This is a genomic window from Dyadobacter koreensis, from assembly GCF_900108855.1.
Taxonomy (GTDB): domain Bacteria; phylum Bacteroidota; class Bacteroidia; order Cytophagales; family Spirosomataceae; genus Dyadobacter; species Dyadobacter koreensis.
In genome coordinates this window covers 560,781-586,041 of the sequence record NZ_FNXY01000001.1, presented here as the reverse complement: position 1 = coordinate 586,041, position 25,261 = coordinate 560,781, and the positions used below count along the sequence as shown (strand labels likewise).

Below are 25,261 nucleotides of genomic sequence, written 5' to 3'. Positions count from 1 at the left end.
TCCTACGGCTTAGATTCAGTATCCATACATTCTATCGCCAAATCGAATCAGTATTCGTTGTGTCACAGGAATGCAAACGCCCGCGGCATGCGGTTTTTTGAGGTTACGTTCCGATATGTATTTAGAATAAACATGTAAAATGGCCTAAGCTGCAGAATCCCAGTTCCCATTCCACCGCTGACCGTTACGGTTTCTGTTCTTTGGATATTCTGCCAGCTTCTTTTACCGGTAAGCTCTTTCCGTAGTTGGAAATACTTTCACCACCATCACAATTATCACAAAATAATCACCAACCAATTAAGTAAGCGTGTTTGGTTCTTGTTGCGATTGAAAACGAATACGTACCAGCGTTCCCTGTCCATTTTTACTTTCTATGTCCATGGTTGCCTTCATTAATTCACAGATTTTTTTTACAATAAAAAGACCTAAGCCTTCGCTTTCCTTGAAATGCTCATTGCCGGTTTGATCTGTTAAGGTAGGTGCCGGTTGCTGAAGCATTTTTCTTTCGTGATGTACGGCAGTCGTATGAATAGAAGGTTTTAATTGCTCGGCAAACAGCGCTGTAATACTATTTTTAGCAAATCCAGGTCCCGTATCCTGGATACTCAGGATCCATCTTGATTCATTTTCAACAGCCCATGAAACATATACGCCGCCTGAATCTGTATATTTCAAAGCGTTGTGAAGCAAATTTTGAAATACACGCTGAATTTGCACGGGATCACTTTGAACTTTTAAATGTTTGGGTCCGGTACCTTCAAGCACAATGTTCTTTTGTTCTGCGAGGGGCAATGTATTTTCAATCAGTGAATTTAGTAATTCTGATACGTCGAATTCTTTAATATGCAGCAATTCCTGACCTGCCTCTATACGGGAATAATCGGTAAGTTGTAAGAGCAAATCCCGTATTGAAGACAGGTTTTTGTTTAGCATTCCCATTAATTCTGTACGGTCCTTTTCAGAAGACGGCAGCTCCCATAATTGAGAGGCCATCATTAAAACACTAAAACTGGATCGCAAATCATGTGAACTATGGCGAAGATGCTCGTTTCTTGTCTTGCTTAACTGTTGCAACTGCTCAAGTGCATTTTGAAGATTTAAGGCCTGCTCGGCAGCCGTGGTTTGTCTGAGTTGATAATAATAGGTTATACTTCCCCGGATTGAATCAGAGTATATACTGAATACTTCTTTTTGAATAGCAATCAGCGACTGCGCCGTGAAATTTGAGTTATTCTCAGCATAGGCAAAAATCTGTTCCAAAAGCAGATTAAATAAATGCTCAAACTCGATGATCAGTTCATGGAGCTCATATCCTGATTGCCATCTGTGAAGACCGTGCTCACGGGCAACCTTGGCCGCATCTTCAATTTCCGGCTCCTGAAGTAGACGCTGTTCCAATATATTTAACAGAACCGGTATTTGATCGTTAAACTCTTCTCGTGAAAAGCTTGCTTTGCTGCTTAGGTTTTTATCCTGAAAACAGGCCTCCCTCCAGCTGTTAAATAATGATTCTCGCTTAGTTCGAAGTAAACCAACTAAATCCTGGTACTGCTGATTCTTTTTTAATTTGGCCATAGTTAAGGGCTGTGTGGATGTATTTTATTTGATAACGGCGAGGAGCCTCAAATCGCAGGTGCAAAATAACTCAATATTCAGCCTAAATAAATTACACTGTGACAATAATAAAAAATACTATACCTGATTTCTAGCAGTTCTCGCAATAATTTTTGAGTGCTAGGTGAGTCATTAGTAATTATATCATAAATTTGCCTGTGTGGCGGGATTTTGATTTACCTGACTACAAGATTGAATGATGCTTCTATGAATAGTACCAAGACGATTTTTATAGCTGATGATGACGAAGACGACAGGATGCTGCTTCGAGAGGCGATCCGGGATACTATTTCTGGAATTGTCATCAAGGAGGTTGCAGATGGGGAAGCGTTGATCGAACAGATCAAAAGGGAAGGGCCAGCAGCAGACATAATAGTTCTTTTGGATATGAATATGCCCAGAATGAATGGTCTTGAAGCGTTGGAAATACTTAAATCAGATCCTGATTTAATACACATTCCAATCATTATGATATCGACTTCATTGAACCCGGACCTAATTTCGAACGCCTATTTGAAGGGAATTAATGCCTACATTGCAAAGCCTTATCTGATAAGTGATTACGAGGAACTTGCCAGGGCAATTAATGTATGCTTTTTGCATAATTATTCATCATTTGATCATGCCACCAGTGTTGAAACTGTGTCTGCGAAAAGCATTTTGATTATTGAGGATAACATGGATGAAAGTAAGCTGATTCATCTTGCCTTGCAGCATAGTTTGCCCAATGTTGATATCATACATCTGAATGACAAGATTACTTCCTTGGAATTTTTGACTTACCAATGGGATAAGCGTATAGCCACGCCGCAATTGATTTTACTGGATCTATATCTGCCAGATCGAAAAAGTGGTCTTGCTTTGCTAGAATTAATAAAACAATTTCTAGTTTCAAAAAACTTATCTGCGGTTCCTATCATTATATTTAGTCAATCGGATGATCCCCAGGATGTACAGGATTGTTACCGTTTGCAGGCGAACGCATATATGACAAAGTCTTCTGATTTGACCGGCTGGTTTTCCTTTTTTTCCTACTTGTGTCATTTTTGGATGGATACTATCATCACGCAGGATAAGCTGTCAAGATATTAAGCGCTTGTGCTTGGTTCGGTAAACGGCTATTGGATAATTTGAAGGCATGCTATTACTTGTCGCTTCCGTCGAATGCAGTTTTTAGTAATTCGCTGGAATTTAAAAGTATTTCAAGTTTGATTCATTCTGGCAGTTTGAATTGCGTTGATCTTTGCTTAAAAAACACTGATAAGTAGAGATAAAGCCTGCGCTCAGATCTATTAATGTTAAAGCAAGAAGACAAAATCGCTCGGCATGATGGTATAGCTGCATTTCGTCCATTATCCGGACCGGTTAAGACCTTGTAAGGATTCTTTTCTCAGCGGTATCTGTCAGAAAGCATTTGCTACAAATTGTCCCGGTATTCAATGCCCCATTTGGAAACTTCTGTGATGACCTGTTGCAGTGACCTTCCCGCACTTGTCAGTTCGTATTGAACCGTGAGCGGTTTGGTATCAACGACAGTACGACGGACCAACTGGTTTATTTCCATGTCCTGTAATTCTTTCGATAGCATCTTTGCCGCGATTCCGTCAATCTCTCTGAGAAGGTCCATAAAACGCATTTTATCATGCAATAGAAGTGTTCCGAGTATATACAGTTTCCATTTTCCTGACAAAATTTCCATCGCGCTTTTTATTCCCAGAATTTGAGCTCTGCAAAGATTAGAGGTATTGTGAACAGCTTGTTTTTTCATTCTTTTCTGCGCATTTTAAGCAATTACAAAGGTAGTTTCATAAAGGTAACTAGTTTCTGATAGGTAATTTATGACAATCTTCTTCATTTGTGGGTTTACCTTTGACAGCTGAGCGAAGATCATTTAAATTACAGACCATGAAAACCAATCCACTTATCTGCGACCCTGAACTGGGCATCTGTGAATTGCCGCAGAGCAGCCCGGCTGATTCAGTAAAAATTGCACCTTCTGGCAAACAACTAAAGATCATTTACTTTACTGATCCGATCTGTTCAACCTGCTGGGGCATCGAAGCGCAGGTGCGAAGGCTAAAACTCGAATACGGTGCGGTTTTTGAAATCCAGTACCACATGGGCGGACTTCTGCCCGATTGGAGCTATAACAGTGGCGGAATCAGCAAGCCATCCGATGTAGCCCATCACTGGGACGAAGTAAGTGTACATTATCAAATGCCGATTGATGGTGACATATGGCTTGAGGATCCGCTTCATTCTTCTTACCCGCCATCAGTCGCCTTCAAGGCGGCTCAGCTTCAAGGAGGTGACAAGGCAATCGCTTTTCTGAGACGAATCCGCGAAATGGTATTTTTAGAAAAGAAAAATATTACAAAGTGGGAGCACCTTTCTGCCGCAGCATTACAGGTCGGCATGGATGCCGATTGCCTTAAAAAAGATTTAACAACGAAGGCTGAGCAACTTTTTCAAGCGGATCTGCAACTCGCCAAAAGATATGGTGTGAGAGGTTTTCCAACTATTTTTATAGAAGACGGAGTAAATAGACAGGAAAAGGTCTATGGCTTTAAAGTATATTCTGCATATGAAAACGCCATACAGCAAATGCTTCCCGATGCGCAGAAAGCCAGTTATGATCAAAGCTGGGAAGCACTATTTTCTTACTTTCAAACAATGACAGTCAGGGAATTTTCTGAGCTGAGCGGTCTTACTTTTTTAGAAAGCCACGAGCTGCTTAATAAGCTTGCAACGGAGGGTAAGCTCAGCAAATTTGACACAAAAAACGGGGCTCTTTGGAAAAGGGTCCTAGCTGGTGAATCCTTTTAAAATGGTGAAAAAGTATCAAAATTTAACCTAATCCATATTTTGAAAACAGCTACGTTTCTAATTCTGTCGGTTATTCTTGGGGTATCGGCCTATCGCCAATTCGATTTCCAGACGTTACAATTTGAAAATTTAGGGCTGGGGATTTTATATCTGATGTGTTTTGCTATTTGCCTGTTTGCTTTTATCAAAAGCCTGGTGAATCCCGACGATAGGGAATCCAGATAAGAAAGATCCGGCACTTTAATTCATTTGGAACCGGCCAGCAAATAAAAAGCTCAAATATCTTTTGACATGCAAAGGATATTTGAGCTTTTTTATGTGTTGGGAAAGTTATTTATCCCACCAGACTTTCGTGTTATACGTGTCTGCGCCTTGCCGGGCAACCGCTTCATTTAAACTGGCGGCGTTAAGCACTTGTTCACTGCGCGGATAAGCAAACCGCACTGGAACCTTCCCGCCATTGACATTATCGACTCCGGCGGTGATGGTTGGGATGCCGGTACGTCGCCAGTCGAACCACGCTTCAAGTCCTGTGAAAAACAGGGCGATCCATTTCTGTGTTCCGATGACCGTAAGAGCATCTGCATCACTGTATGCCACCCCTGCACTACTTAGGTAGTTTCCCGGCATCGTCACATCTGCATAATCAAAGGCAGCTTTTACACCTTCTTCGTAGTAGGACTGTGCCGTTTTAGTCGAGGTCACCAGGCCTTTTTTAACCGCTTCGGCCAGTACGAACTGAAGTTCTGGATAGCCCATGATATAGCCTTTGGCAACATCCAGACCTCGGTCGGTGATGGAACCCTTGTAAAAGAGTGCCCCAGCACGCGACACATTATTGGGACCGCCAGCATAATCCAGCGCAGCCACTTCATTCAGTCCGTTGGGAACCCCTGTATATTTAGGTGAGCCTGCTGCGATCGATGCGTCGGTCGGCTGGGCAAAGACGGTGATTCTTGGGTCTGACAGAGCGGTAAGCTTGTCACCCAAATTTTTGCTCAAACGGAATTCGTCAAATGAACCCTGCCGGGCAGTATACATTGGAAACTGGTTTGGTGCAGAAGTCAGATAACGAAGTGTGGCATTGTCAGCATTTTTATTAGCATCGCTGAAAATAGGTGTAGCGGTAGGATTGGCAACAATGGCCTGCATATCTGCCTTTACATCCTTGACATCGGAGATTCTTAGAAGATATCGAAGTCTTAAACTGTTGGCAAGCTTTTTCCACTGCTGCACATCTCCATTGTAGATCAGATCACCTACAACCGTTTCGCCCGGTCCCAGAAGATCATTTGCAGCTTTCAGATCGCTGAGAATCCCGGCATATATTACCTCCTGGGTTTCATATTTTGGGGTAAAAGTGCCGCTGATCCCTTTTGTTGCCTCAGTATAGGGAACATCACCATAGGCATCAGTTAAAAGTGAATACATCCATGCGCGCATGATCAGCGAAATCCCTTTGTAATTTTTGGAATTATTTTTCTCACTCAGCTCGATCAAAAGCTGCACATTGCGAAGATTGTTATACATATTATTCCAAAGACCATCGCGGTCTCCCCAGGTATAACGATCCTCGGAAACAAACTGGATTTTAGCTGTATGTTGAATGACGATATTGCCGATTCCCCAGCTCTGACCAACCATTTCATTCACTGATGTGCGGATAATCCCAGGAAGCAGAAGGTCCGGCGTTACGTCGGTAATCGCATTAGGGTCCGTATTTTTTTCTACAAAATCATCTGTACATGCGGGCAGAAAAAATAGCGCTGCGGCCAGCATGATTATATGTTGCATTGTCTTTTTCATTGTCGTAAGGTTTAGCCTGATTAAAAGTTGAATCCAAGATTAAATCCCCAGCTACGCGTGGTTGGCATGCCTACGGATTCAATTCCCGGAATGATCGTTCCGCCGCTCAGTGAAGATGTCTCCGGATCAATGTGCGGAACCTTGCTCCATACGGCCAGGTTACGGCCTACCACCGAAACATTCAAACCTTTTATTTTCGCTTTTGACAAATATTTGGCAGGAATCGTATAGCCAAGTCTTACTTCGCGCAGCTTAGCATAGGAGGCATTGAAAATACCTCCTTCGGGGATGTCACGGTTTCCTGTCCGCGACTGGTGATACTCACGCGCTGAAAGTTTTACATCATTTGGACGGAAACTTCCATCTGCATTTTCAATAACTCCCTGAGCGACTACACCGTTGCCTGGAATGGTCAGGTCATAGCCATTTGCACGGCCTTCCAACGTTTCTTCCAACTGGCCGGCCTCTAATCCTACTACGAAAGTTTCGGAGAAAATCTGTCCGCCGTGACGGATATCCAGCAGAGCCCCCAGGCTTACATTTTTGTAGGTAAAGGTATTGCGGATACCGGCCATCCAGTCGGCATTGTAGTTTCCAACCTTGATCCGATTGTTAGTACTCACGTAACGGCCCGACTCGTTAAGGATTTTCTGGCCAAAGTAGGGACTGTTTGGATCTTCGACACGCTTAAAACCAATCGCGTACATATCGCCCATCCGTTCGCCTACCTGCGCACGGATCGATACCCCATGACGTTCTGCCATTTGATAATCCTGAACGACACCGTCAAATTCAATTACTTTGCTGCGGTTTGCCGACCAGTTCACGCCGATATCCCAGCGGAAAGCCTCCGTTTGTACAGGGGTACCTGAAAGTACGACTTCAAAACCGTAATTTCTGATTTCACCTGCATTTACGATTCTTGTGTTATAACCAGAGGTAAGTGAAACAGGTACGGACGGAAGAATCTGATTGCGGGTGTTGATATTATAAAATGTGAAGTCTAGACCTGCACGGCTTTTGAAGAAACGCCATTCGGTACCAATCTCAAAAGAGGTACTGATCTCTGGTTTTAGATTGTAATTGACCAGCGTACTGTTCGAATTATAGATCGGATAATCGCCCCACGGATTGTCTCGGATGTAGCCCGATGTAAAGCGGTAAGGGTCGGTGTCATTACCCACCTGGGCTAAACTGGTACGCAGCTTACCAAAAGATACCCACTCAGGAAGCTGGACCATATCGCTGACAACCGCGCTTAAAGAGGCGGATGGATAAAAGTAGGAGTTGATGGTTTGTCCCAGCGAATCAGCTGCCGCCGGAAGGGTTAGAGCCGTTGACCAGTCATTGCGTGCGGTCACATCCAGAAACAGAAAATTCTTGTAACCAAACTGAACCGAGCCGTATAAACTATTGACAATCTTATTGATGTCATCAATCGAGCTGACCAACGCAACACGTGTGTTATTAAAACTGTATATCCCAGGAATCAAAAGCTGAGGCGCTGTTACCTCGAAGTTATTGGTTTTGCTGATCTGGCGGTTCCCTCCAAAATTTGCTCCGACAGTGAAGGTCTCATTGATTTCTTTCGAAGCGCTCAGTAGGAAGTCAAAGTTGGATTCTCCGTTTTTCACGCGCTCTTCACGGTAACTTCCGAAAGGAAACCGCTGTGTACTGAATGCGCGCTTTCTCTTTCTTAAGTCATTATTGAAATCTGTTCCGCCGCGCACCTGTAGATTTAGCCAGTCGTTAAAATTATATTTAACGGCGATATTTCCAAAGATTCTGTTTGCGCTCTGACTGTTTGTATTTTCGTATAGGTTGAAATACGGGTTGTCGTGGTAATTGTAATTGAAGTTAAACTGCTGTTTGTTCTCCATGCCCGGCATCCAGTAGTTTTTCAAACTGTTCAGATCCACATGCTGTCCCATCCAGCAGTGCAAAAGATAAATGATACTTTCTGTTCCGTAGGTTAAATTCGGGCGGTTATCACTGGCTGAATTTACGTAATTGGCCGAGATGCGAACTGACAGTTTAGGTGAAAGATTATAGCCCGTGTTAATGGCAAACGTGTTACGGGTAATATCGGTGTTGGGAATAATTCCTTTTTGATCAAGCAGGGTATAGGACAATCTGAAATCTCCCTTTTCATTCGCTCCTGTAACCGAAATATTGGTGTTTTTCGTCAGCCCTGTCTCGTAAAATTCTTTTAGGTTATTTCCAGGTACAAACGGGGTCGGCGTGATCGTTCCGCGCGCGGCCAAGTCAGCCGGTGAGCCTAACACTCCGTCATTAACCAAAGAAATATCACCGCCCCGATAGCCGTTTGAAGTAGGGGAGTTATGCTGTGCGATTAGTCTTCCATCCATCTGAGGTCCCCAGCTTTCGTCAACACCATCGCGAATACCACCCCCGTTTCCATCCACAAAATTGAATTCTCCATTGTTTCCCTGGCCATAAACACGTTGGAAATCAGGCAAAATCAGTGGGTTTTCAAAAGTTAGCCCCGCATTAACCGATACACCCAGCCCTTTGCTGTTTTTCCCGGATTTGGTCGTGATCACAATAACACCATTCGCCCCCCGCGATCCATACAAGGCCGAAGCATTTGCTCCTTTCAGTACAGTCATCGATTCTACATCATCCGGATTGATCAGTGAAGCTCCGTTCCCATAATCCAGTTCCTGAAAATCCCTTCCGCTGGAACCCGTTAGCGCATTTGTAATCGGTACCCCGTCGATAACAAAAAGCGGCTGGTTTTTATTAATGTCCAGGGATTTATCGCCCCGTATGGTTATACGTGCCGAGCCCCCGATCCCACTCGGGCTGCTCATAACCTGAACGCCGGCAATCTTTCCGGCAAGGCCGCTGACAAAGTTTGTCTCGCGGGCTTTGTCCAGGTCCGTTCCTTTCAATTCCTGTACTGCGTATCCTAACTTTTTGATCTCCTGCTTGATACCGAGTGCTGTAACGACGACCTCATTTAAATTTCTGGCATCAGGTTGCAAGCTGATATCCAGGGCTGTTGCGTTGCCTACGGCTCTTTCAATCGAAAGATAACCAACGTAGGAAAATATCAACGTGGCTGCATTATCAGAAACACTGATTTGATACTTTCCATCGCCGTCCGAGATTGTTCCCACAGTGCTACCTTTGACAATAACACTCACACCGGGAAGTCCGCTTCCGTTTTCATCGGTGATCCGTCCGGTTACGGTTTTGTCGGTTTTGATGCTGCTGACGACAGTAAACGCTGCTTTCGAAACGGGAATGAGGCAGCCTGCAAGCAGGGCTTGACAGAGCAGTACCTGCGAGAACTTCCGAATACGTTTAGGAATAGGTAATTTTTTTAACATAATAGTAATTTTAAGATGAGTAGTTGGGGACAATGATGAGGCGCCTGGATATAGGAAGATAGAAGACGCCGGCTGAAAGAATGTTTAGATTACGGTTCTTTTCGATAGGCATTCTGTTTAATTGAAAAAATAGATACGAAAGCTTCAAAACGGAACGATGTTATACGCGTTTCAAATAATCTATATACTGTCTATGGTAATTTTCACTGCTGATTTTTTTGTTTGTTGATTTCGGGTTAATTTTTGAAAACCTTAATTTCGGACAAAAATGAGTGTTTTACTGATCGTATTGCTAAAAACGAAAATGAAGAAATTGTTAATTGTGCAATGAATATGTACTCAAAAAATTGCGGTACGGCTTGTCGGAGCCAATTGTAAGAGCATTTTATGTTTTTCGGAATGTGTTTAATCCGGCTTTCTGACAGTTGCTGACATCTCTGAAACGGTCTTGGTTGACCTGAATGATCAAGGCTGGTAAAGAGTATCCCACAAGTCAGACTGCTTTGAAAGATATGAAAATTAAATATTCTGATCAAACAATTCAGCATGCATTTAGTGAATAATGCTGATTTTTCACCAAGCGTTATTTTGTTTTCCGCTTACCAGACTTTCAAGGTATGTGAACATTATGGTTATGGTTAAAACCAGGTTTAAATGGTCGTAATCAGAAGGGCAAGTCTTTACACCTTTGACAATGAAGATGCCAGCGATTAGTCACTTCTATCAGTTACCGAACCAGAAGATGAAATCATATACAACAAAATAGGATTACCGAATTTAATATTTATATGTATTTGCATATAATGGTAGTTATGTTAAGTCTTGAAAAACTTGAAACAATGCTAAGACAAGGCGAAGAAAAAATCTTGTCCTAACTGACGATGTGAAAAGTTGTTTTTTATCCGTTTCTTAAAAAGGCTTTCCAGCAGACTCCTGATGCCGCGATTATGCAATGATTTTGGAGGATTTTTAATAATTGATTCAAGTATGATATTGCTGTGCTCTATGAATTGCTGAATTGAAATCAGCTGGCACTGATGACTAGTAACCCATTTTGTAACAACTAAAAATCAAAAAGCTTCCAGGTTTTTAACTCCATTGGCATAAAATTAGTATTTCTTAGCTTACCGCTAAGTAGCAAATAAACTAAATAGATCTCCGATGAAGAAAAACATCAAATCTGCCGCGAGCAACCTGTATGGCTATTCATTACTTTTTGCAATCCTGCTAACGATCAACTCTTGCAGCAAAAAATATGTATTTGAAAGCTCTGCCATTGTTCCGGCTGCAGAAGGTACGATTAAGGTTAAAAAAGATAAAAATGAAAATTATGGAATCAAATTAGCGGTTCGGAACCTGGCTCCGGCAGAAAATCTGGTTGAAACTCGTAGTACCTACGTTCTTTGGGCGAATACGTCCGGCAATGGAACTAAAAATCTTGGACAATTGAAAAATTCAACTGGGCTGTTCTCAAAAGCACTTCGCAGTGAGCTTGTCACCGCGACACCTTTTGAACCTCGAAGTTTTTTTATAACCGCAGAAAATAAGGCGGACATAAACTATCCTGACGGTCAGGTTATCTTAAAAACAAAATGATCTGGTTGACTATAAAAGAAAATTGCGTATTGATCTTAGAGTCCTGAATTCATGGGGTCTTAAAATCCTACAAAATATTGACTAGGAATTAGATTTAGTGAAGCCAAGTATCACTTCAGTAACCGTATCATCAGAATGCATTTGAAGTTTTACTTCCAGTAGCAGCGATATTTCTTTGACCAGTAGTAATCCAATGCCATAGACCTCATTTTGATTGATGTTTTCCTGGGGCGGCACTTCGCTGTTATTACCATTAAACCAATCGGTAATTTTTGGCGGAATTATGTCGCCCATGTTGCGGATAGCTAATTCTGTAACTGCTCCCAAAGTACGGGCCACTATCTGAATGTTTCCGTTGGAGGAATATTTGTTAGCATTGTCTATGAGATTGTGCAAGACGATACCAAGCAAATTGTAATTACTTTCCACCTGAATAGATGAATCTACATCAATAATAATGTGATTCTTTTTGATGTTAATACTTCCGTCAAATAGTTGAGCCTTTTCATTTATAAGGCGTAATAAATTAACGTTTTCAGATTTTTCCAATTTTTTACGCACAGGCAGCTTTGTGAATTCAAGCAGATTTTTTACATAGCTCAACGTATTCTTCAATGTGCTGTTCAGTTCAGTTGCATACTTATGGATCGGACTTTGATCATCTTCTAAGGCAGCGAGTTTAGCAATTTTGCCCGCTATCAATACTGAAAATTTGAAGGGGGCCCTGATGTCGTGATTAAAGGAAGCAAGCAGTCTTGCCTGAATATAGATTTGGTGTTCAAGTTCCTGCTGGGTTTCTTGCATAGCACTTAAAGCATAGTGAAGTGCTTTGGTCCTTTCAAACACTTCACTCTCCAACAGCTTATTTTCTATTTCAAATTTTTGCAAAGCCAATTTCTGATGCTCCCGCTGTGCTCTTCTTGCTTCAAGATCCTTATGAACGTAATATGCACCTGGAATTAATATAATGCTCATTAAAATGCCCCGGCTAGATAGCATCAGTATGCGGATATACAGCGGATTGGTGGCCGTTCGAAAAGGAAAGTCCTTGAAGAAAGGATTGAAAGTAAAAAAGAACAGGTTCGACAAAAGACAGCAGCAGAGCAGGGAAAGAACCATCTTATGCCAACTTTTCAGATTTGGCTGGTTCTGTAAATAAATAATTGCATGCCAGCAGGCTAGACTCATCAGGAAGATCACGATTTCGGAGCCAATTAAATTCACCGGATCTTTCCACTGACCCTCGGATATTCTGGCCGGCAATACAAATAGAGGAATGGATCCTGCAATGATGATACCGGCCCTGTTTTGATACCTTTTCATTTTGGAAATTCAAGAAAAAAATAATAGTCTTTTCAGGATTGGGAGGCCATCAATTGCCAGTTGGCGTGATGGCCAAATTTAAATTCCAAAGCTGATTACTGAAGATCTTTATAGATATCGACCTTTTTAATTAGTTCAATGACATTTTCAACCTGGAGTTTTTCGAAAATTCTTGATTTGTAAGTGCTTACAGTAGACACTTTCAAATCCAGGGTAACAGCGATTTCCTTCGTGTATTTGCCCTGAATTAACAAATGCACAACCTGCTGCTCACGGCTGGATAGTTCTGAGAAGAGATCTTTTGCCGCCTTATTTTCTATACCTAATTGATGAGAATGATTTTCTTGAGCAAGTATTTTATTAATAGCCGTGATGAGCTGCCTCTCATCATCAATTTTGGATACAAAGCCATTTGCGCCTGCGTTAATATAATGTTCCGCATAAATTTCCTGCTGCAATCCGGTAAATACTAAAATCTTCACAGAAGGTTGTATGTTTCTGAATTTTTCCAGCATCTTACTGTTTTCGCTGCCTGGAATATTAATATCAAGGATTATAAGGCTAACTTCTTCTTTGTTCAGGTAATCCAGCGCTTCGAAGAAACTGGAAGCTATTTCGATTTGATAACTATGGAAGGATTCTTCAAGCAGAATTTCCAAGCCCATTTGAACGATGACTTGATCTTCGACAATTAATATTTTCTTTCTCATAATGACAAAGATACATAGCAATGTACATATCTGGTTACATTAATAACTAAAACCATGAAATGTATTCATTTGGCGATTTTGTACTTTCAGAACATACTTAATCCGGAGCTGTCATCTCCGGAAAGTATGAATTAATCGAACCGATTTTACAGTTAAAGTTCCTTGATAGGTAGAATAGTACTTAATGCGCGATGGGCCGCACGTGCCTTTTGGATACTGTTTGAAAGCAAAATCGTGATCATATTTTTAAGCTAGGGGAATTAAAGATATTACTTGTCTACGTAATCGGGAAGGTTTATTTCCTGTTTGGGCACTTTATTCCCATGGCTAAAAAGTCCCATTAAGCTTTTGGCAGCTTTGCTTCCTACCAACGACACAAAGCCGTTCAAAATGCCGACCCCCAATTTTGATTGTGGATATACCAGTCCTGGTATACCGGGAGGTAATTTTTGACATTTTTCGACATATGGGCGCATTTTACGTTCATATGCCTCAAATGCTTCCTGATGCGTTGTAGCAGTAGATAGTTCTCCGGCGAGAATGTAAGCACCTGCCATGGCCAGATCAGTCCCTTTGCCAGCGATGGGCGTCGCACAATAGGCAGCATCACCCACCAGGGCAACCCGGCCCTCGCTCCAACTAGGTGCTTTGACCTGGCTGATCCTGTCGAAATACAGGTCTTTAGTTTTTTGAATTTCGATGATCAGTCTTTCTGATTCCCAACCGCTTCCTTTGATACGATCAATCAGCACTGATTTTTGCTCTTCAAAAGACAATCCTTTATACTCATTCTCCCTGGCGGTAAATGTGATCGAGGCCCTTGTCAAGCCATAGTTATCAGGACGCAATAAGAAAACGATGCCTTTTTCGGCGTTACACCACCGCGCCCAGCTACTATCTGTTGGCCCTTTAGCGATAGTGAGGTAAGCGGTATGTAATCCTAAATATTTAAATTCAGGTTGATGGCTCAATGCAAGCTTGCGCGTTTGTGAACCGATCCCCTCTGCCACGATTACCAAATCAAATTGTTCAGTCGTTCCGCTTGCAAAGGTAACCTCGACGCCGGCCTGTAATTGTGTCAGTTTAGTGATATGCTCATTAAAACGGTAATCTACATTGCTTTTTGTTTTGTCATAGAGAATTTGTACAAGATCACCGCGAAGGATTTCCAGTTCTTGGGTCATGCTTAGCGTATCTTCTTTTGGGAATTCAGCCACGGTATCATTAGCAACAGTAACAAAGCGTAATCCGGTTTCGGTCGTGTTTTTGTCACGAATGACGTTTTCAATACCCATTTTGCGGGCAATTTGCTGTGCAGGACCTTTCACGTCAATATTTTGTCCACCCAACCTGAGTTCAGGTGCCCGTTCAACAACAGTTACCTTAAACCCGTAACGGTTTAGCCAGTAAGCCATTGTCGGTCCGGCGATACTTCCACCGGTAATTAGAATCTTGTTCTCTTTCATAACGGATTGATTTATTTTAGTTTGTATGAATCTTTTGGATAAAGGTTTATTTATTTCCGAGAATAGATTTTCTGGTGTTCCGGAAAACTGAGGGAGATTGTCCAACAATTTTGGTAAACAGTCGTATAAAATATTTATAATCAACGTAGCCCAGATTATATGCGATTTCTTTGACTGTTTTTGCCGAATATATCAATTGCTTCTGGGCATCGCCGATGATCTCCTGTTGCAAAAGGTAGGTAGCAGAGTAACCGGTACGTGATTTAATGGTATCGTTTAAATGGCTTACTGAAAGGTGGAGTAACCCTGCGTATGCCGCCGGCCTTTTTAAATTTTTAAAATGAACTTTGATCAGGCTCTTAAATTCCTGGACGATCTGGGCAGGCCGCGTGTCAGTACTTTCAGTGGTTGACTCCCGTTTCAGATGCATATGGGCGGCCTGGTAAAAAAGCCCGTTTATCAATGCATGTAGCATCTGCATTTGAAAAGGTCCTGGTGTTCTATCCTCCGATGCCTGATAAATGGCATTAAGCAATTGGTCTGTAAACAATAACTCATCGCTGTTTAATTCAAATAAGGCAATTGCTTCAACAGACTGCTCGGTGATGGCACGTACCTTGGTGTCTATATTTTTTGCATCAACGAACATGACCCATCCGGAAACATTAATGGATTCAACACACTGATGCACCTGCCCGGGCTGAACCAAAAGTAGAGATGAGCCCTCCATAACCGCTTCATATCCTTCCACAAGCATTTTTACTTCACCGGATTTCAAAAGGAAAATACCATAGGAATCGTTTCGGTGCAAATCAAAGGCTGTCGGCACATTATCCAAAGGAACATAAGATGCAAGCATTGGGGAAATGATCAACCCATAATGGCTCGCAGCCAATTCAAACAAATGTAATTTTTCCCTGATCATCAATCTTCGAACTTATAACCAGCCAAAGGTAAAGTAATATTTAACGTGGTTTGTCCGACTCAATACGGTAATTGGTGGACAAAAAGCGGTTTGTGTTTCATTCCACTAAAAAGATTTAAATCAACTGGTAAGTATCTTCACAGATAATCTTGCAAGTAACAGCTTAAAAAATCTGGTTAATGTCAATGCGACTCGCAAGAGCAGTTTTAAGCGTAAAACATGCGCTGGATGAGGACTGTATACCTGCAAATTTGGATTTGTTATCCCTGAAAGTGATTGGGGTAGGCATACTTTTTGATACTTATCAGGATACTTAGTCGGTATGAACGGCTAAATTAATTTTATCACCACTTAAATAATTCTAAAATGAGAATTGCATCAACATTCATGACACTGGCTACCATCTCGATTCTATGGAGCTGTGGGTCAAAATCGAACGAAACAACAGAAACAACTGAGTTTGCGGACAGCACCAACGAGGCAGTTGCTGAGAATGCTGGTTCGGATTCTGCATCTGCTGCCCTTGAACAGGACGCGAAGTTCGCAGTAGAGGCGGCAAATGGCGGACTGGCAGAAGTTGCATTAAGCAAAATCGCAGAACAGAAAGCTACCAATCCTAAGGTAAAAGAGTTTGCAAAACAGATGATAAAAGATCACTCGAAAGCAAATGACGAGCTCAAAACGCTGGCGAGTTCCAAAAATATCACGCTTCCTTCCGCGCCAAATGAAGAAAAACAAAAAGAAGCTGCGGATCTTGGCGGAAAAAGTGGAAGTGATTTTGACAAAGCCTATATCGCACAGATGAAGAAAGACCACAACCAAACGGTGAAACTTTTTGAGGATGGGCAGAAGGATGTGAAAGATTCAGAACTGAAAGCTTTCATCGATAAGACATTACCTGTGATTAAGGCGCATGAAGAACATGTAAAAAGTCTTGATAAGGCCATGTAAACAAAAATCGTATTTTAGAGGCTGGCGGTCACAGATTGTGACCGTCAGCTTTTTTGTGTTCAGAGCTTCTTTTTCACTAACGGCTGAGCGGCAAGTTTAGCGAAGGCCCATCTGGTAAAGAATTTGCTACCGACCGGCTCATAAATCTTTCAGGTAACTTTTTGTTTCGCCGTTTCCATAGCAGGGTGTTTTTTATACAGTAGATATCCGTACTTTTTTATCAGAAGGTACGCGTAGGCCAGAAAATCTTTACCATGGCTCCAAGCCCGATCAGCAGCCAGACAACGTTTACGATAATGCTCTGCTGATCATGGGTATGAACTGAGCTAATAATCAGTCCTGCCGCCCCGATCACATTTAAAGCCTGATACGGTAATTTGTCAGCATGAAGAATCCGAAGCGTCAGAAGTAAATACGCGATCAGATAAGATACCACGCCAATCCATCCGGCAAATTCAATCAGACTATCGCTCATAGCGGTGCAGGTTCTTTAATAACGGTGGGAAATGTAATAGAAAATTTGTTCGCCCGGCAAAATACAGATCATAGAAAAGGCATTTTGCTCCGGTTTGCTGACTTGTTTCTTCTTTAAACCGCCCAGGCAAAGCGAGCGTCAGCCCAATAACGAATCATTCTGGCAAAAGATTTAAATCTCGAGAACTTTGAGCGCTTTTTCTTTGTAAAGGGCGAGTTTACTTTTTGTAAGAATTGGATCTTTGCTCAGGCTTAGATAGAAATAGGCACCGTCCAAAATGATGAAAATAAGATCTGCGCACTCGCTGGGTCTTTCAATCGAAAGACTTCCGTCCTGGTTTGCCGCTTCAATGATTTCGGTAAGTTTGGCTCGCAGGCTGGAGAGCAGCGAGTGGTATCGGTTTTTTATTTTTTCATCTCGGAATGAGAGTGCATAACAACTATAAAAAAGTCCGTCGTCGAAAAGTTTGTTCCATTGTTTTGAAAATAAATTATCAATTACCGCAAGCAGGATCTCTCGTGCGGTTTTAGCGCTTTTGTTGGTTACTTCAAAAATCGGCGTATAACGGTCCAGGATGAATTCAATCAGCGCATAACTTAATTCTTCTTTCGTCTGAAAGTAATGGATAATCAGGCTCGGATTCACATCCATGGCTTTTGCGATTTTGGCTATCGAGGTATTTTCTATGCCTTCTTTTTTGGCAAGTTTATAAAATGCAAGTATGATTTCCTGCTGACGAACTTCCTTGAGACTCTTTCTTCCCATGTTTGCGTTTGAATTTGAACCTGCGATAATACAAAAGAAAAATAGTTTGAGTAGAATATCCTGATAAATGATTTTTATTGAATGAATGTTCAATCAATTTATTGACAAATTCTTAACATTGGCTTAAACTGTATGTGCTATTGAATCAGCAATTTTGCGAAACTTAAACAATGGTCGGTTACGGCCACATTCTTCATTTTAAACACGTCATCTCTATGGCACAAAATCTATCAAACTTATTTAAAAGGCGATGGTCCGGCTGCTTTTTTTTGCTGCTGACGAGTTTGCTGGCTGGTCTGTCTTTTCAGTCCCTTGCGCAGGCTGATGTGAAGGGAATCGTAACATCTGCTGACGGCAGTGGCCCGTTACCCGGTGTAAGTGTGCTGGTGAAAGGAACCCAGCAGGGAACAGTTTCGGATGGTGAAGGAAAATATTTGCTCAAAAGTATTACCCCTGATGCCGTTCTGGTTTTTTCTTTCATCGGTTATAAACCGCAGGAAGCCACAGTTGGGAAAAAAGCCGTTTTGGACATCACACTAGAACTGGATGCGGCCAACTTGCAGGAGGTTGTCGTGGTGGGTTACGGCGCCCAGAAAAAGGAAAATCTTTCCGGAGCTGTGGATGTTGTAGATGCCAAGCTGCTCGAAGCAAGGCCAATCCAAAATGTAGCGCAGGGTTTGCAGGGCGCTGTTCCGAATTTGAATATAGACTTTGTAAGTGGGGAGCCAGGTCAGGCTCCGAACATAAACATCCGTGGTTTTACTTCGATCAATGGGGGGAATCCGCTGATTCTGGTGGATAATGTTCCGATGGATGCGGCAGAACTTAATTTTATTGCTCCGTCGGATATTAAAAGTATTTCGGTTTTAAAGGATGCTTCTTCGGCTGCTATTTACGGAGCGCGTGCTGCTTACGGAGTGATACTGATCACAACAAAAACAGGAACGAAGGAAAAAATGAGTATTAATTATTCAAACAACTTTTCGTTTGGCAAACCTACGGTACTTCCGGATAAGATCATCGATCCGTATATATACATGCGTTTGTTGGAAACATCGACCGACAACACGCCATGGGACAATGTCAACTATACGGCAAGTCAGTATGAATGGGCCAGGCAGCGCTCTGATAATCCGTCAGGAACCGATCCGATCCGTCTGAATCCATTGGATAATTCGCTTTATGAATACATGGGAAATACCGACTGGACTAAATATTTTCTGGATAATTTCACGCTTTCACAGCGGCATAATGTTTCGCTCGCAGGCAAATCGGGTAAGGCGAGTTATTACGTGTCGGGCGCCTATGATTCGCAAAACGGAGCGCTCAGGATTGCCGAAGACAAATTTGATCGTTACACAACCCGGGGCAAGGTTAATTTGCAGCCTTTCAAGTGGCTCTCGATTGGTAACAACACCTCCATAGCGTTGACAGACAGGTCCAAACCCCGGCAACTTTCGATCCAAAGGTTGTATGATTTATTTCCCACTTCGGTAGATAAAAACCCTGACGGTACCTGGGCGAATACGGACGTGGGAAGAGTCGGAGCGCAGCTTACCGAAGGCGGACGCTATTTAAAAAAGAACAATATGTTTCAGACAACTTTTAATGCAGAGATGTCTTTTTTTGACAATATGCTCAAATTTAATAGTGATTTCACAGCCAGAAGAGAAAATATCAATTTAAGCGAAAATCAGTCGAAAATAAGAATTGGTTACGGTCCGGATGATATCCGTGAAGAGGGTAATAACATCGCTTACCGCAGAGCAGATAACATTAACTATTCGGTCTTTAATGCGTATGCAACGTTTAATAAGACTCTTGGATTTCATAATCTGAATGCAGTTACAGGTTATAATCAGGAATCAAACCGTGCAGAGTTCTTTACTGCCCAGAAAGCGGGTGTAATTTCTTCATCGCTTCCTAGCATCGGACTTGCAACCGGCGAGGCTCTTGTCAATGAAGGGATCCGTGAATGGGCGATCCGCGGCGCGTTTTACCGTTTGAATTACATTTATAAGGAAAAATACATTGTCGAATTTAACGGTCGCTATGATGGATCTTCCAAATTTCCAAAAGACAAACGCTTTGGTTTTTTCCCATCGGCCTCAGCAGCATGGAAAGTGGATGGAGAAAAGTTCTGGAAGCCGTTCTCCAAAATCGTCAATCATTTCAAGGTCCGCGGATCCTATGGCCTTTTGGGTAATCAGTTTGTCAATGAGTATGGATATATCGCGACAATGGGCACCGAGCGTGGCAGATATATCATCGACGGCAATGTTCCTCAGATCGTAACATCTGCGCCTTTGGTATCTCCCAATTATACATGGGAAAAAGTTTCTTCCGCCAATATTGGCGCTGATCTGGGCTTTTTTCAGCATAGAATTTCTGCCTCGTTCGATTATTATCAGCGGGCTACAAAAGGCATGCTTACCCAGGGCCGGGACCTGCCGGATGTGCTCGGAGCGGTTGAACCGAAAGAAAATGCCGCGGACTTAAAAACAAAAGGGTGGGAACTTTCGGTCGGATATGATGATGATTTCAATGTGGGTGGAAAGAATCTGCGGTTCAACAGTAAATTCACACTGGGAGACAGCCGTTCTTACATCACTGATTTTGATAATCCCAACCGCAATTTGACCCAGTATTACAAAGGCATGGAGCTTGGCGAAATGTGGGGGCTGAAAAGCGATGGATTGTTTCAGTCGCAGGAAGAAATCAATAAACTGGATCAAACCCAGATTATCCCCTGGGGAGCGCTCTCGATCGTACCAGGATGGCCCAAATATCAGGATCTGGATGGCAATGGAAAAATTGAGAAAGGGACAACTGTTGGCGCGCCAAAAGACCTTTCCAAAATTGGCAACGTAACCCCAAGGCTTCGTTTTGGTCTAAATCTGGGTGCAGAATGGAATGGTTTTGATATCCGCGCGTTCTTTCAGGGCATTGGGAAAATGGATTATTACCCGCTTAATTATCTTTACTGGGGTTCCTATCAGCAGCCCTATGCAGGTGGTTACGCGCATTTACTTGATTTTTACAGGGGAGCACCTGACAGCGATGTGCAGCGCGCACAGCACTCCCAGTCTTATATCAATGCAGGTCTTGCCGACGCGAATACTGATGCGAAGTTTCCGGTTTTACAATCCTGGCTGGCCGACAGAAATTTGGGAGAGCGAATTGACCAGTCGCAGGGACTTGCCATTCCACAGACACGGTATCTGCTCAGCGGTGCCTATCTGAGACTGAAAAACCTGACGGTAGGTTATACATTCCCGTCGGCGATGCTGGAAAAAGTCAAGATTTCCCGGCTGCGTATCTATGCCAGCGGCGAGAATTTGACGGAGCTATCGAAGGTTAAAAAGTATTTTGATCCCGAATCAATTACCGATAATGTCGATAAGGTAGACCCTTCGAAAAGTACGGAGAGCGGCTGGGGATATGCCTATCCGTTCCAGAGAAAATTCTCTTTCGGGCTTGAAATCCAGTTTTAATTTAATCAGGATCTGACAATGAAAAAATATATTCAAATGCTGCTGGCAGCCGGCATGATAAGCGTTTCTGGCTGTAATGACGATTTTCTGGACCGTGTGCCGCAGACGGAAATTTCCAAGGACAACTATTTCAACAGCGAGCAGGATCTGGAAACCTACATGAATGGACTGTACAATTTTCCGGGTACAGGCATTTATGTTAACGATGCATCTACGGACAATGCAGCCACGACCGGGGCCACAGAAATTAAAGCGATGATGGTTGGAAGTCCCTCTGCGTCCACAATCAACGCAGGCTGGGACTGGGTGGCGCTGCGTGATATCAACTTTTTCCTGGATAATTTCCGTAAAGCGAAAATCAGCGAGGAGTCGCTGAATCATTATGAAGGTCTTGCCCGTTTTTTCCGCGCCCGTTTTTATATGGAAAAAGTAAAGCGGTATTCGGATGTGCCCTGGTATGATCACGTTTTGGCGACCAATGATGAGTCGCTAAGCAAGCCTCAGGAAAGCAGGGCTTTTGTAGTTGGCAAAATATTCGAAGACTATGCTTTTGCTGCGCAGCACGTAAGGGACGATAACCGGTCAGGCGCAGTAAATAAAGCTGCCGTTCTGAGCTATCAGGCAAGGCACGCGCTCTATGAGGGGACATACAGAAAATACCATAGCGAGCTTTCTTTACAAAGCACAGCCAACGGCTTTTTACAAATCGCAAGGGATGCAGCCAAGAAAATTATCGACAGCGGAGATTATTCTATCCACAGCACTGGAAGACCTTTGCAGGATTATGCTGCGCTGTTCAACGATACGAAGCTGGAAGCAAATCCGGAAATAATTCTGGGTGTGTTCAACGAGCAGGATAAAATCAACAGCGGCTGGTGGGGAGCTTTTATGTTTGGAAATTACGAGGCCAGTCCTGCCAGAGATCTATTGCAGACCTACCTGATGAAAGATGGTACGCCTTATACCAACCAGGCTGGTTATGAGACGAAACTTTTCATAGACGAGTTCAAAGACAGAGATCCGCGTTTGTATCAGACCTTTGCTTACCCGGGATGGGAACTTGTAAACGCGACAACTTATTCGCAAGGGGCCGGTATTTACGTTCAGCAGTTTGCGAAAAACCAGTCCGGTTATCATCAGTTAAAGGGTTTTGTTAATGAAAAGGATGTGGCTGTGGCCAACAGCCTTGATACGCCGGTGCTTCGGTACGCGGAAGTACTGCTCACGTATGCCGAGGCACGCGCCGAGCTCGGTGAGCTAACGCAGCCGGATCTGGATCTTTCGGTTAATAAAATAAGAACCCGTGCCGGGATGCCAACCTTAGGTTTGGGTGCTGCCGTAGACGCGGTTTTAAAAGCACAATATCCGGCTGTAACAGCAAACAGTCTGGGCGTTTTACTTGAAATCCGGCGGGAAAGACGCGTAGAGCTGGCCATGGAAGGTTTCCGTTTTGATGATCTGATGCGGTGGAATTCCGGAAAGCTGATTGAAAAAGAGCCGGAGGGACTTTATTTCCCAGGACTTGGAAATTATGATCTGACCGGTGACGCTGTGGCTGACATTAAACTGATCGGCGTTTCGTCGGCGATTCCCGCGGAGGCTGACAAAGAATCCAATGCACTGGGCAAAAAACTGGTATACTACCGTGTTGGTCCCGTTGGCAGTGATGCATCTTTTTTTCTGAAAAATGGAAGTAGCGGAACGGTTGTGACAGACGCGGAAAGGGGCACTTTCCAGGAACCTAAATTTTATTACAGACCGGTTCCTCAGTCGCAGGTGACACTGAATCCAAATTTGAAACAAATTTTTGGCTGGTAATCGTTTCAGGATAGCTCTTTTGGGTTATCCTGAAATACAAATTAAATTTATTGCGAATTAAAAATAATCAAATGGCTTTGAACCGAACAGTATTTTCCCTGATTTTACTTTTTGCTTTTGGATCCGTCGCGACCGCACAAAACAGCAAAAATAAAGTGCTTTTTGTCATCGTAGATGGTATATCATATGAGCAGCTGAAAAAAGTGCAGACTCCAAACCTGGATGCGATTGCGAAAGCTGGTGGTATGAGCCGCGCATATGTGGGAGGCGAGAAGAAAACTTATTCTCAAACGCCAACCATTTCTGCGGTTGGTTATAACAGCTTGTTGACAGGTACGTGGGTCAACAAGCATAATGTATGGGATAACAATATTAAAAAACCCAACTATCATTACTGGACGATATTCAGGTTTTTCCGTGAAACATATCCTGCAAAACGAACGGCCATTTTTTCTACCTGGCTTGATAACCGTACCAAACTGATCGGGACGGACCTACCCCAGACTGGAAACATGAAAATGGATTATTTCTTCGATGGCTTTGAGCTGGATACCATCAATTTTCCTCACGATAAAAATGCTGAATATATAAGTAAAATTGATGGGACGGTTGTCGATGAGGCGGCTGAATATATTAGAAACGAAGGACCGGATCTGTCGTGGGTGTATCTGGAATTTACCGATGATATGGGTCACCGCTACGGAAACAGTGACCCATTTTACTCAGCGATCAGAAGGATGGACGCGCAAATGGGCCAGCTCTGGAAGTCGGTAAAGGAAAGAGAAACAAAGCACGGGGAAAACTGGCAGATTTTCATCACGACTGATCACGGCAGGGGAGAGCCTGCCGGAAAAAATCACGGCGGACAATCTGATGCCGAGCGCAGTACCTGGATCGTGACCAATGCACGTGATTTGAATGAGTACTTTACCAAATCGGCTGCTCGCAAACAGATACCTTCGATTGTCGATATTCTGCCAACAATGGCCCGTCATCTCGAACTTAAAATTCCCAAGGAGCAGTTCTTTGAGTTGGACGGCATCCCTTTGACGGGCAAAATTTCTCTTGCAGAAATGACCGCAAAAAAGGGAGATGGAAAAATCGATTTAAGCTGGACTGCTCAGAATTCGGATGGAAATGTAAAAATATGGCTCGCAGTAACCAATCAGTTTGAAACCGGAGGGAATGACCGTTATATGCTCATGAGCCAGGCGCGGGTCACCGACGGAAAAGCCGTGATTGATATCAGTAAGCTGCCTAAAGGGTTTTACAAGATTGTTTTGGAGGGGAAATACAACACATTGAACCGCTGGATTGTGGATTGATCTCAACCGAAGATTGCAATAGGGCGGCATGCAAAGTGTCGTGGGTAAAAGTTTGTCGCCGCTCTATCAAATGCAAATGATAAAGGAAAGCTTTAACGGTATTTCACTTCAATTCTTCGGCCGGATTAACCGGGCTGACAATGAGGATTGCCGCAAAATGATTTACTTCCTATTGACAGTCGCAGATGAATAATAAATATGCGTTTGTCACCCTGATTATGAAGCAGATTTAGCTTTGGGAAGAAGGTCCGCAAGCCATAGAACGAACAAAGTTTGAAACACCAACGTGAAAGGGATCACGGAAATATTTTTGAAAAACAAAATGATAGCCCATACCGAACTTTGGTCAGAAAAAAGATGACGCGATGTTAGGGTAATGAAAAGACATGTTTCGTAGGCGATGTGATCAATCAATAAATTGGATACGTAAGCAGGTAATGAAAACACCACGAAGTTGGCAAGGATCGATAACCATTCATGAAGCAATTTTTGAATTTGCAATTCGCCCGTATTTTCTGCGCTCACCTTTATGTTTTAACAGATTAGATATCCTGATAAAGCCACTTTTGATATTGGCCATCCCCAAAACATAAAGTACAAGCCCGATTCTGGTAGTTTCAATCATTATTTCCAGCAAAAAATTGGTCTGGGCGCTGATAGCGCCAAATGCCCGGAGCTGAATATTCTCCCCACAGCAGCGGTCAATCCAAGGGCAAAGATCACCATGAAGTGACTTCTGATAAAGGCAACCGTAAAGAAGCTCCATTGCAGTGACTGCCGTAGTCTTACATGTAGGTTCATGGGCGTTAGG

The 25,261-nt window shown here is 42.9% G+C and carries 19 protein-coding genes; 8 read left to right on the top strand and 11 right to left on the bottom strand.

Annotated elements, in window-relative coordinates; genetic code table 11:
* Positions 1–297 precede the first annotated feature (297 nt).
* Positions 298–1,575, bottom strand: a complete 1,278-nt coding sequence (locus BMY70_RS02390) for a sensor histidine kinase (RefSeq protein WP_090331575.1) — start codon at positions 1,573–1,575, stop codon at positions 298–300.
* Between the two features lie 246 nt (positions 1,576–1,821).
* On the opposite strand from BMY70_RS02390, the gene BMY70_RS02385 reads away from it, so the two are divergent.
* Positions 1,822–2,706 carry a response regulator gene (locus tag BMY70_RS02385; protein ID WP_090331574.1) on the top strand — a complete coding sequence of 295 codons (885 nt, stop codon included), beginning with the start codon at positions 1,822–1,824 and terminating at the stop codon, positions 2,704–2,706.
* A gap of 325 nt (positions 2,707–3,031) precedes the next feature.
* Here BMY70_RS02385 and BMY70_RS02380 read toward each other — a convergent pair whose 3' ends face one another.
* The gene (locus BMY70_RS02380; protein WP_090331573.1) at positions 3,032–3,382 is read right to left on the bottom strand and encodes a winged helix-turn-helix transcriptional regulator; all 351 of its coding nucleotides are present in this window, start codon (positions 3,380–3,382) and stop codon (positions 3,032–3,034) included.
* 137 nt (positions 3,383–3,519) lie between these two features.
* On the opposite strand from BMY70_RS02380, the gene BMY70_RS02375 reads away from it, so the two are divergent.
* On the top strand, positions 3,520–4,440 hold the full coding sequence (locus tag BMY70_RS02375) for a ClpXP adapter SpxH family protein (protein ID WP_090331571.1): 921 nt from the start codon (positions 3,520–3,522) through the stop codon (positions 4,438–4,440).
* A 330-nt stretch (positions 4,441–4,770) separates the two neighbouring features.
* Here the strand turns inward: BMY70_RS02375 and BMY70_RS02365 are convergent, their stop codons facing one another.
* Entirely contained in the window at positions 4,771–6,246 is a 1,476-nt protein-coding gene (locus tag BMY70_RS02365) for a SusD/RagB family nutrient-binding outer membrane lipoprotein (RefSeq protein ID WP_090331567.1), read from the bottom strand.
* Between the two features lie 20 nt (positions 6,247–6,266).
* Positions 6,267–9,602, bottom strand: a complete 3,336-nt coding sequence (locus BMY70_RS02360) for a SusC/RagA family TonB-linked outer membrane protein (RefSeq protein WP_090331565.1) — start codon at positions 9,600–9,602, stop codon at positions 6,267–6,269.
* Positions 9,603–10,763: 1,161 nt separating this feature from the next.
* Here BMY70_RS02360 and BMY70_RS02355 point away from each other — a divergent pair.
* Positions 10,764–11,198: a hypothetical protein gene (locus tag BMY70_RS02355; protein WP_090331562.1), complete on the top strand. Its 435-nt coding sequence runs from the start codon at positions 10,764–10,766 to the stop codon at positions 11,196–11,198.
* A gap of 81 nt (positions 11,199–11,279) precedes the next feature.
* Here BMY70_RS02355 and BMY70_RS02350 read toward each other — a convergent pair whose 3' ends face one another.
* The 4 genes from BMY70_RS02350 to BMY70_RS02335 form a co-directional block, all read right to left on the bottom strand.
* Positions 11,280–12,521 (bottom strand): sensor histidine kinase, encoded by a 1,242-nt coding sequence (locus BMY70_RS02350; protein WP_090331560.1) that lies wholly within the window; start codon positions 12,519–12,521, stop codon positions 11,280–11,282.
* Between the two features lie 95 nt (positions 12,522–12,616).
* Positions 12,617–13,231, bottom strand: coding sequence for a response regulator transcription factor (locus BMY70_RS02345; protein WP_090331558.1), 615 nt, complete (start codon positions 13,229–13,231; stop codon positions 12,617–12,619).
* A gap of 269 nt (positions 13,232–13,500) precedes the next feature.
* Positions 13,501–14,697: an FAD-dependent monooxygenase gene (locus BMY70_RS02340; protein WP_090331555.1), complete on the bottom strand. Its 1,197-nt coding sequence runs from the start codon at positions 14,695–14,697 to the stop codon at positions 13,501–13,503.
* 46 nt (positions 14,698–14,743) lie between these two features.
* Positions 14,744–15,622, bottom strand: coding sequence for an AraC family transcriptional regulator (locus tag BMY70_RS02335; protein WP_090331553.1), 879 nt, complete (start codon positions 15,620–15,622; stop codon positions 14,744–14,746).
* Positions 15,623–15,801: 179 nt separating this feature from the next.
* On the opposite strand from BMY70_RS02335, the gene BMY70_RS30775 reads away from it, so the two are divergent.
* Both BMY70_RS30775 and BMY70_RS02330 read left to right on the top strand, forming a co-directional pair.
* On the top strand, positions 15,802–15,939 hold the full coding sequence (locus BMY70_RS30775; RefSeq protein ID WP_177196938.1) for a hypothetical protein: 138 nt from the start codon (positions 15,802–15,804) through the stop codon (positions 15,937–15,939).
* Between the two features lie 49 nt (positions 15,940–15,988).
* A complete protein-coding gene (locus BMY70_RS02330) occupies positions 15,989–16,573 on the top strand; it encodes a DUF4142 domain-containing protein (RefSeq protein WP_090331551.1) in 585 nt (194 codons plus the stop codon).
* A 220-nt stretch (positions 16,574–16,793) separates the two neighbouring features.
* Here the strand turns inward: BMY70_RS02330 and BMY70_RS02325 are convergent, their stop codons facing one another.
* Together BMY70_RS02325 and BMY70_RS02320 are read right to left on the bottom strand one after the other, a co-directional pair.
* A complete protein-coding gene (locus BMY70_RS02325; RefSeq protein ID WP_090331549.1) occupies positions 16,794–17,048 on the bottom strand; it encodes a CBU_0592 family membrane protein in 255 nt (84 codons plus the stop codon).
* A gap of 171 nt (positions 17,049–17,219) precedes the next feature.
* Positions 17,220–17,813 (bottom strand): TetR family transcriptional regulator, encoded by a 594-nt coding sequence (locus BMY70_RS02320; RefSeq protein ID WP_090331547.1) that lies wholly within the window; start codon positions 17,811–17,813, stop codon positions 17,220–17,222.
* A 215-nt stretch (positions 17,814–18,028) separates the two neighbouring features.
* Between BMY70_RS02320 and BMY70_RS02315 the strand changes: the two genes are divergently transcribed.
* From BMY70_RS02315 to BMY70_RS02305, 3 genes are all read left to right on the top strand, one after another.
* Positions 18,029–21,307 (top strand): SusC/RagA family TonB-linked outer membrane protein, encoded by a 3,279-nt coding sequence (locus BMY70_RS02315; protein ID WP_090331545.1) that lies wholly within the window; start codon positions 18,029–18,031, stop codon positions 21,305–21,307.
* A gap of 18 nt (positions 21,308–21,325) precedes the next feature.
* Entirely contained in the window at positions 21,326–23,125 is a 1,800-nt protein-coding gene (locus tag BMY70_RS02310) for a RagB/SusD family nutrient uptake outer membrane protein (RefSeq protein WP_090331543.1), read from the top strand.
* A gap of 71 nt (positions 23,126–23,196) precedes the next feature.
* Positions 23,197–24,450: an alkaline phosphatase family protein gene (locus BMY70_RS02305; protein ID WP_090331541.1), complete on the top strand. Its 1,254-nt coding sequence runs from the start codon at positions 23,197–23,199 to the stop codon at positions 24,448–24,450.
* Between the two features lie 475 nt (positions 24,451–24,925).
* Here the strand turns inward: BMY70_RS02305 and BMY70_RS02295 are convergent, their stop codons facing one another.
* On the bottom strand, positions 24,926–25,216 hold the full coding sequence (locus BMY70_RS02295; RefSeq protein ID WP_090331538.1) for a hypothetical protein: 291 nt from the start codon (positions 25,214–25,216) through the stop codon (positions 24,926–24,928).
* Positions 25,217–25,261 lie beyond the last annotated feature (45 nt).

Excerpts from the sequence above, each read along its gene's own strand:
- BMY70_RS02295 (WP_090331538.1), bottom strand. The coding sequence starts at position 25,216 with ATGGAGCTTCTTTACGGTTGCCTTTATCAGAAGTCACTTCATGGTGAT.
- BMY70_RS02385 (WP_090331574.1), top strand. The coding sequence starts at position 1,822 with ATGAATAGTACCAAGACGATTTTTATAGCTGATGATGACGAAGACGAC.
- BMY70_RS02310 (WP_090331543.1), top strand. The coding sequence starts at position 21,326 with ATGAAAAAATATATTCAAATGCTGCTGGCAGCCGGCATGATAAGCGTT.
- BMY70_RS02325 (WP_090331549.1), bottom strand. The coding sequence starts at position 17,048 with ATGAGCGATAGTCTGATTGAATTTGCCGGATGGATTGGCGTGGTATCT.
- BMY70_RS02375 (WP_090331571.1), top strand. The coding sequence starts at position 3,520 with ATGAAAACCAATCCACTTATCTGCGACCCTGAACTGGGCATCTGTGAA.
- BMY70_RS02390 (WP_090331575.1), bottom strand. The coding sequence starts at position 1,575 with ATGGCCAAATTAAAAAAGAATCAGCAGTACCAGGATTTAGTTGGTTTA.
- BMY70_RS02350 (WP_090331560.1), bottom strand. The coding sequence starts at position 12,521 with ATGAAAAGGTATCAAAACAGGGCCGGTATCATCATTGCAGGATCCATT.
- BMY70_RS02315 (WP_090331545.1), top strand. The coding sequence starts at position 18,029 with ATGGCACAAAATCTATCAAACTTATTTAAAAGGCGATGGTCCGGCTGC.
- BMY70_RS02305 (WP_090331541.1), top strand. The coding sequence starts at position 23,197 with ATGGCTTTGAACCGAACAGTATTTTCCCTGATTTTACTTTTTGCTTTT.
- BMY70_RS02365 (WP_090331567.1), bottom strand. The coding sequence starts at position 6,246 with ATGAAAAAGACAATGCAACATATAATCATGCTGGCCGCAGCGCTATTT.
- BMY70_RS02380 (WP_090331573.1), bottom strand. The coding sequence starts at position 3,382 with ATGAAAAAACAAGCTGTTCACAATACCTCTAATCTTTGCAGAGCTCAA.
- BMY70_RS02355 (WP_090331562.1), top strand. The coding sequence starts at position 10,764 with ATGAAGAAAAACATCAAATCTGCCGCGAGCAACCTGTATGGCTATTCA.
- BMY70_RS02335 (WP_090331553.1), bottom strand. The coding sequence starts at position 15,622 with ATGATCAGGGAAAAATTACATTTGTTTGAATTGGCTGCGAGCCATTAT.
- BMY70_RS02320 (WP_090331547.1), bottom strand. The coding sequence starts at position 17,813 with ATGGGAAGAAAGAGTCTCAAGGAAGTTCGTCAGCAGGAAATCATACTT.
- BMY70_RS02340 (WP_090331555.1), bottom strand. The coding sequence starts at position 14,697 with ATGAAAGAGAACAAGATTCTAATTACCGGTGGAAGTATCGCCGGACCG.
- BMY70_RS30775 (WP_177196938.1), top strand. The coding sequence starts at position 15,802 with ATGTCAATGCGACTCGCAAGAGCAGTTTTAAGCGTAAAACATGCGCTG.
- BMY70_RS02345 (WP_090331558.1), bottom strand. The coding sequence starts at position 13,231 with ATGAGAAAGAAAATATTAATTGTCGAAGATCAAGTCATCGTTCAAATG.
- BMY70_RS02330 (WP_090331551.1), top strand. The coding sequence starts at position 15,989 with ATGAGAATTGCATCAACATTCATGACACTGGCTACCATCTCGATTCTA.
- BMY70_RS02360 (WP_090331565.1), bottom strand. The coding sequence starts at position 9,602 with ATGTTAAAAAAATTACCTATTCCTAAACGTATTCGGAAGTTCTCGCAG.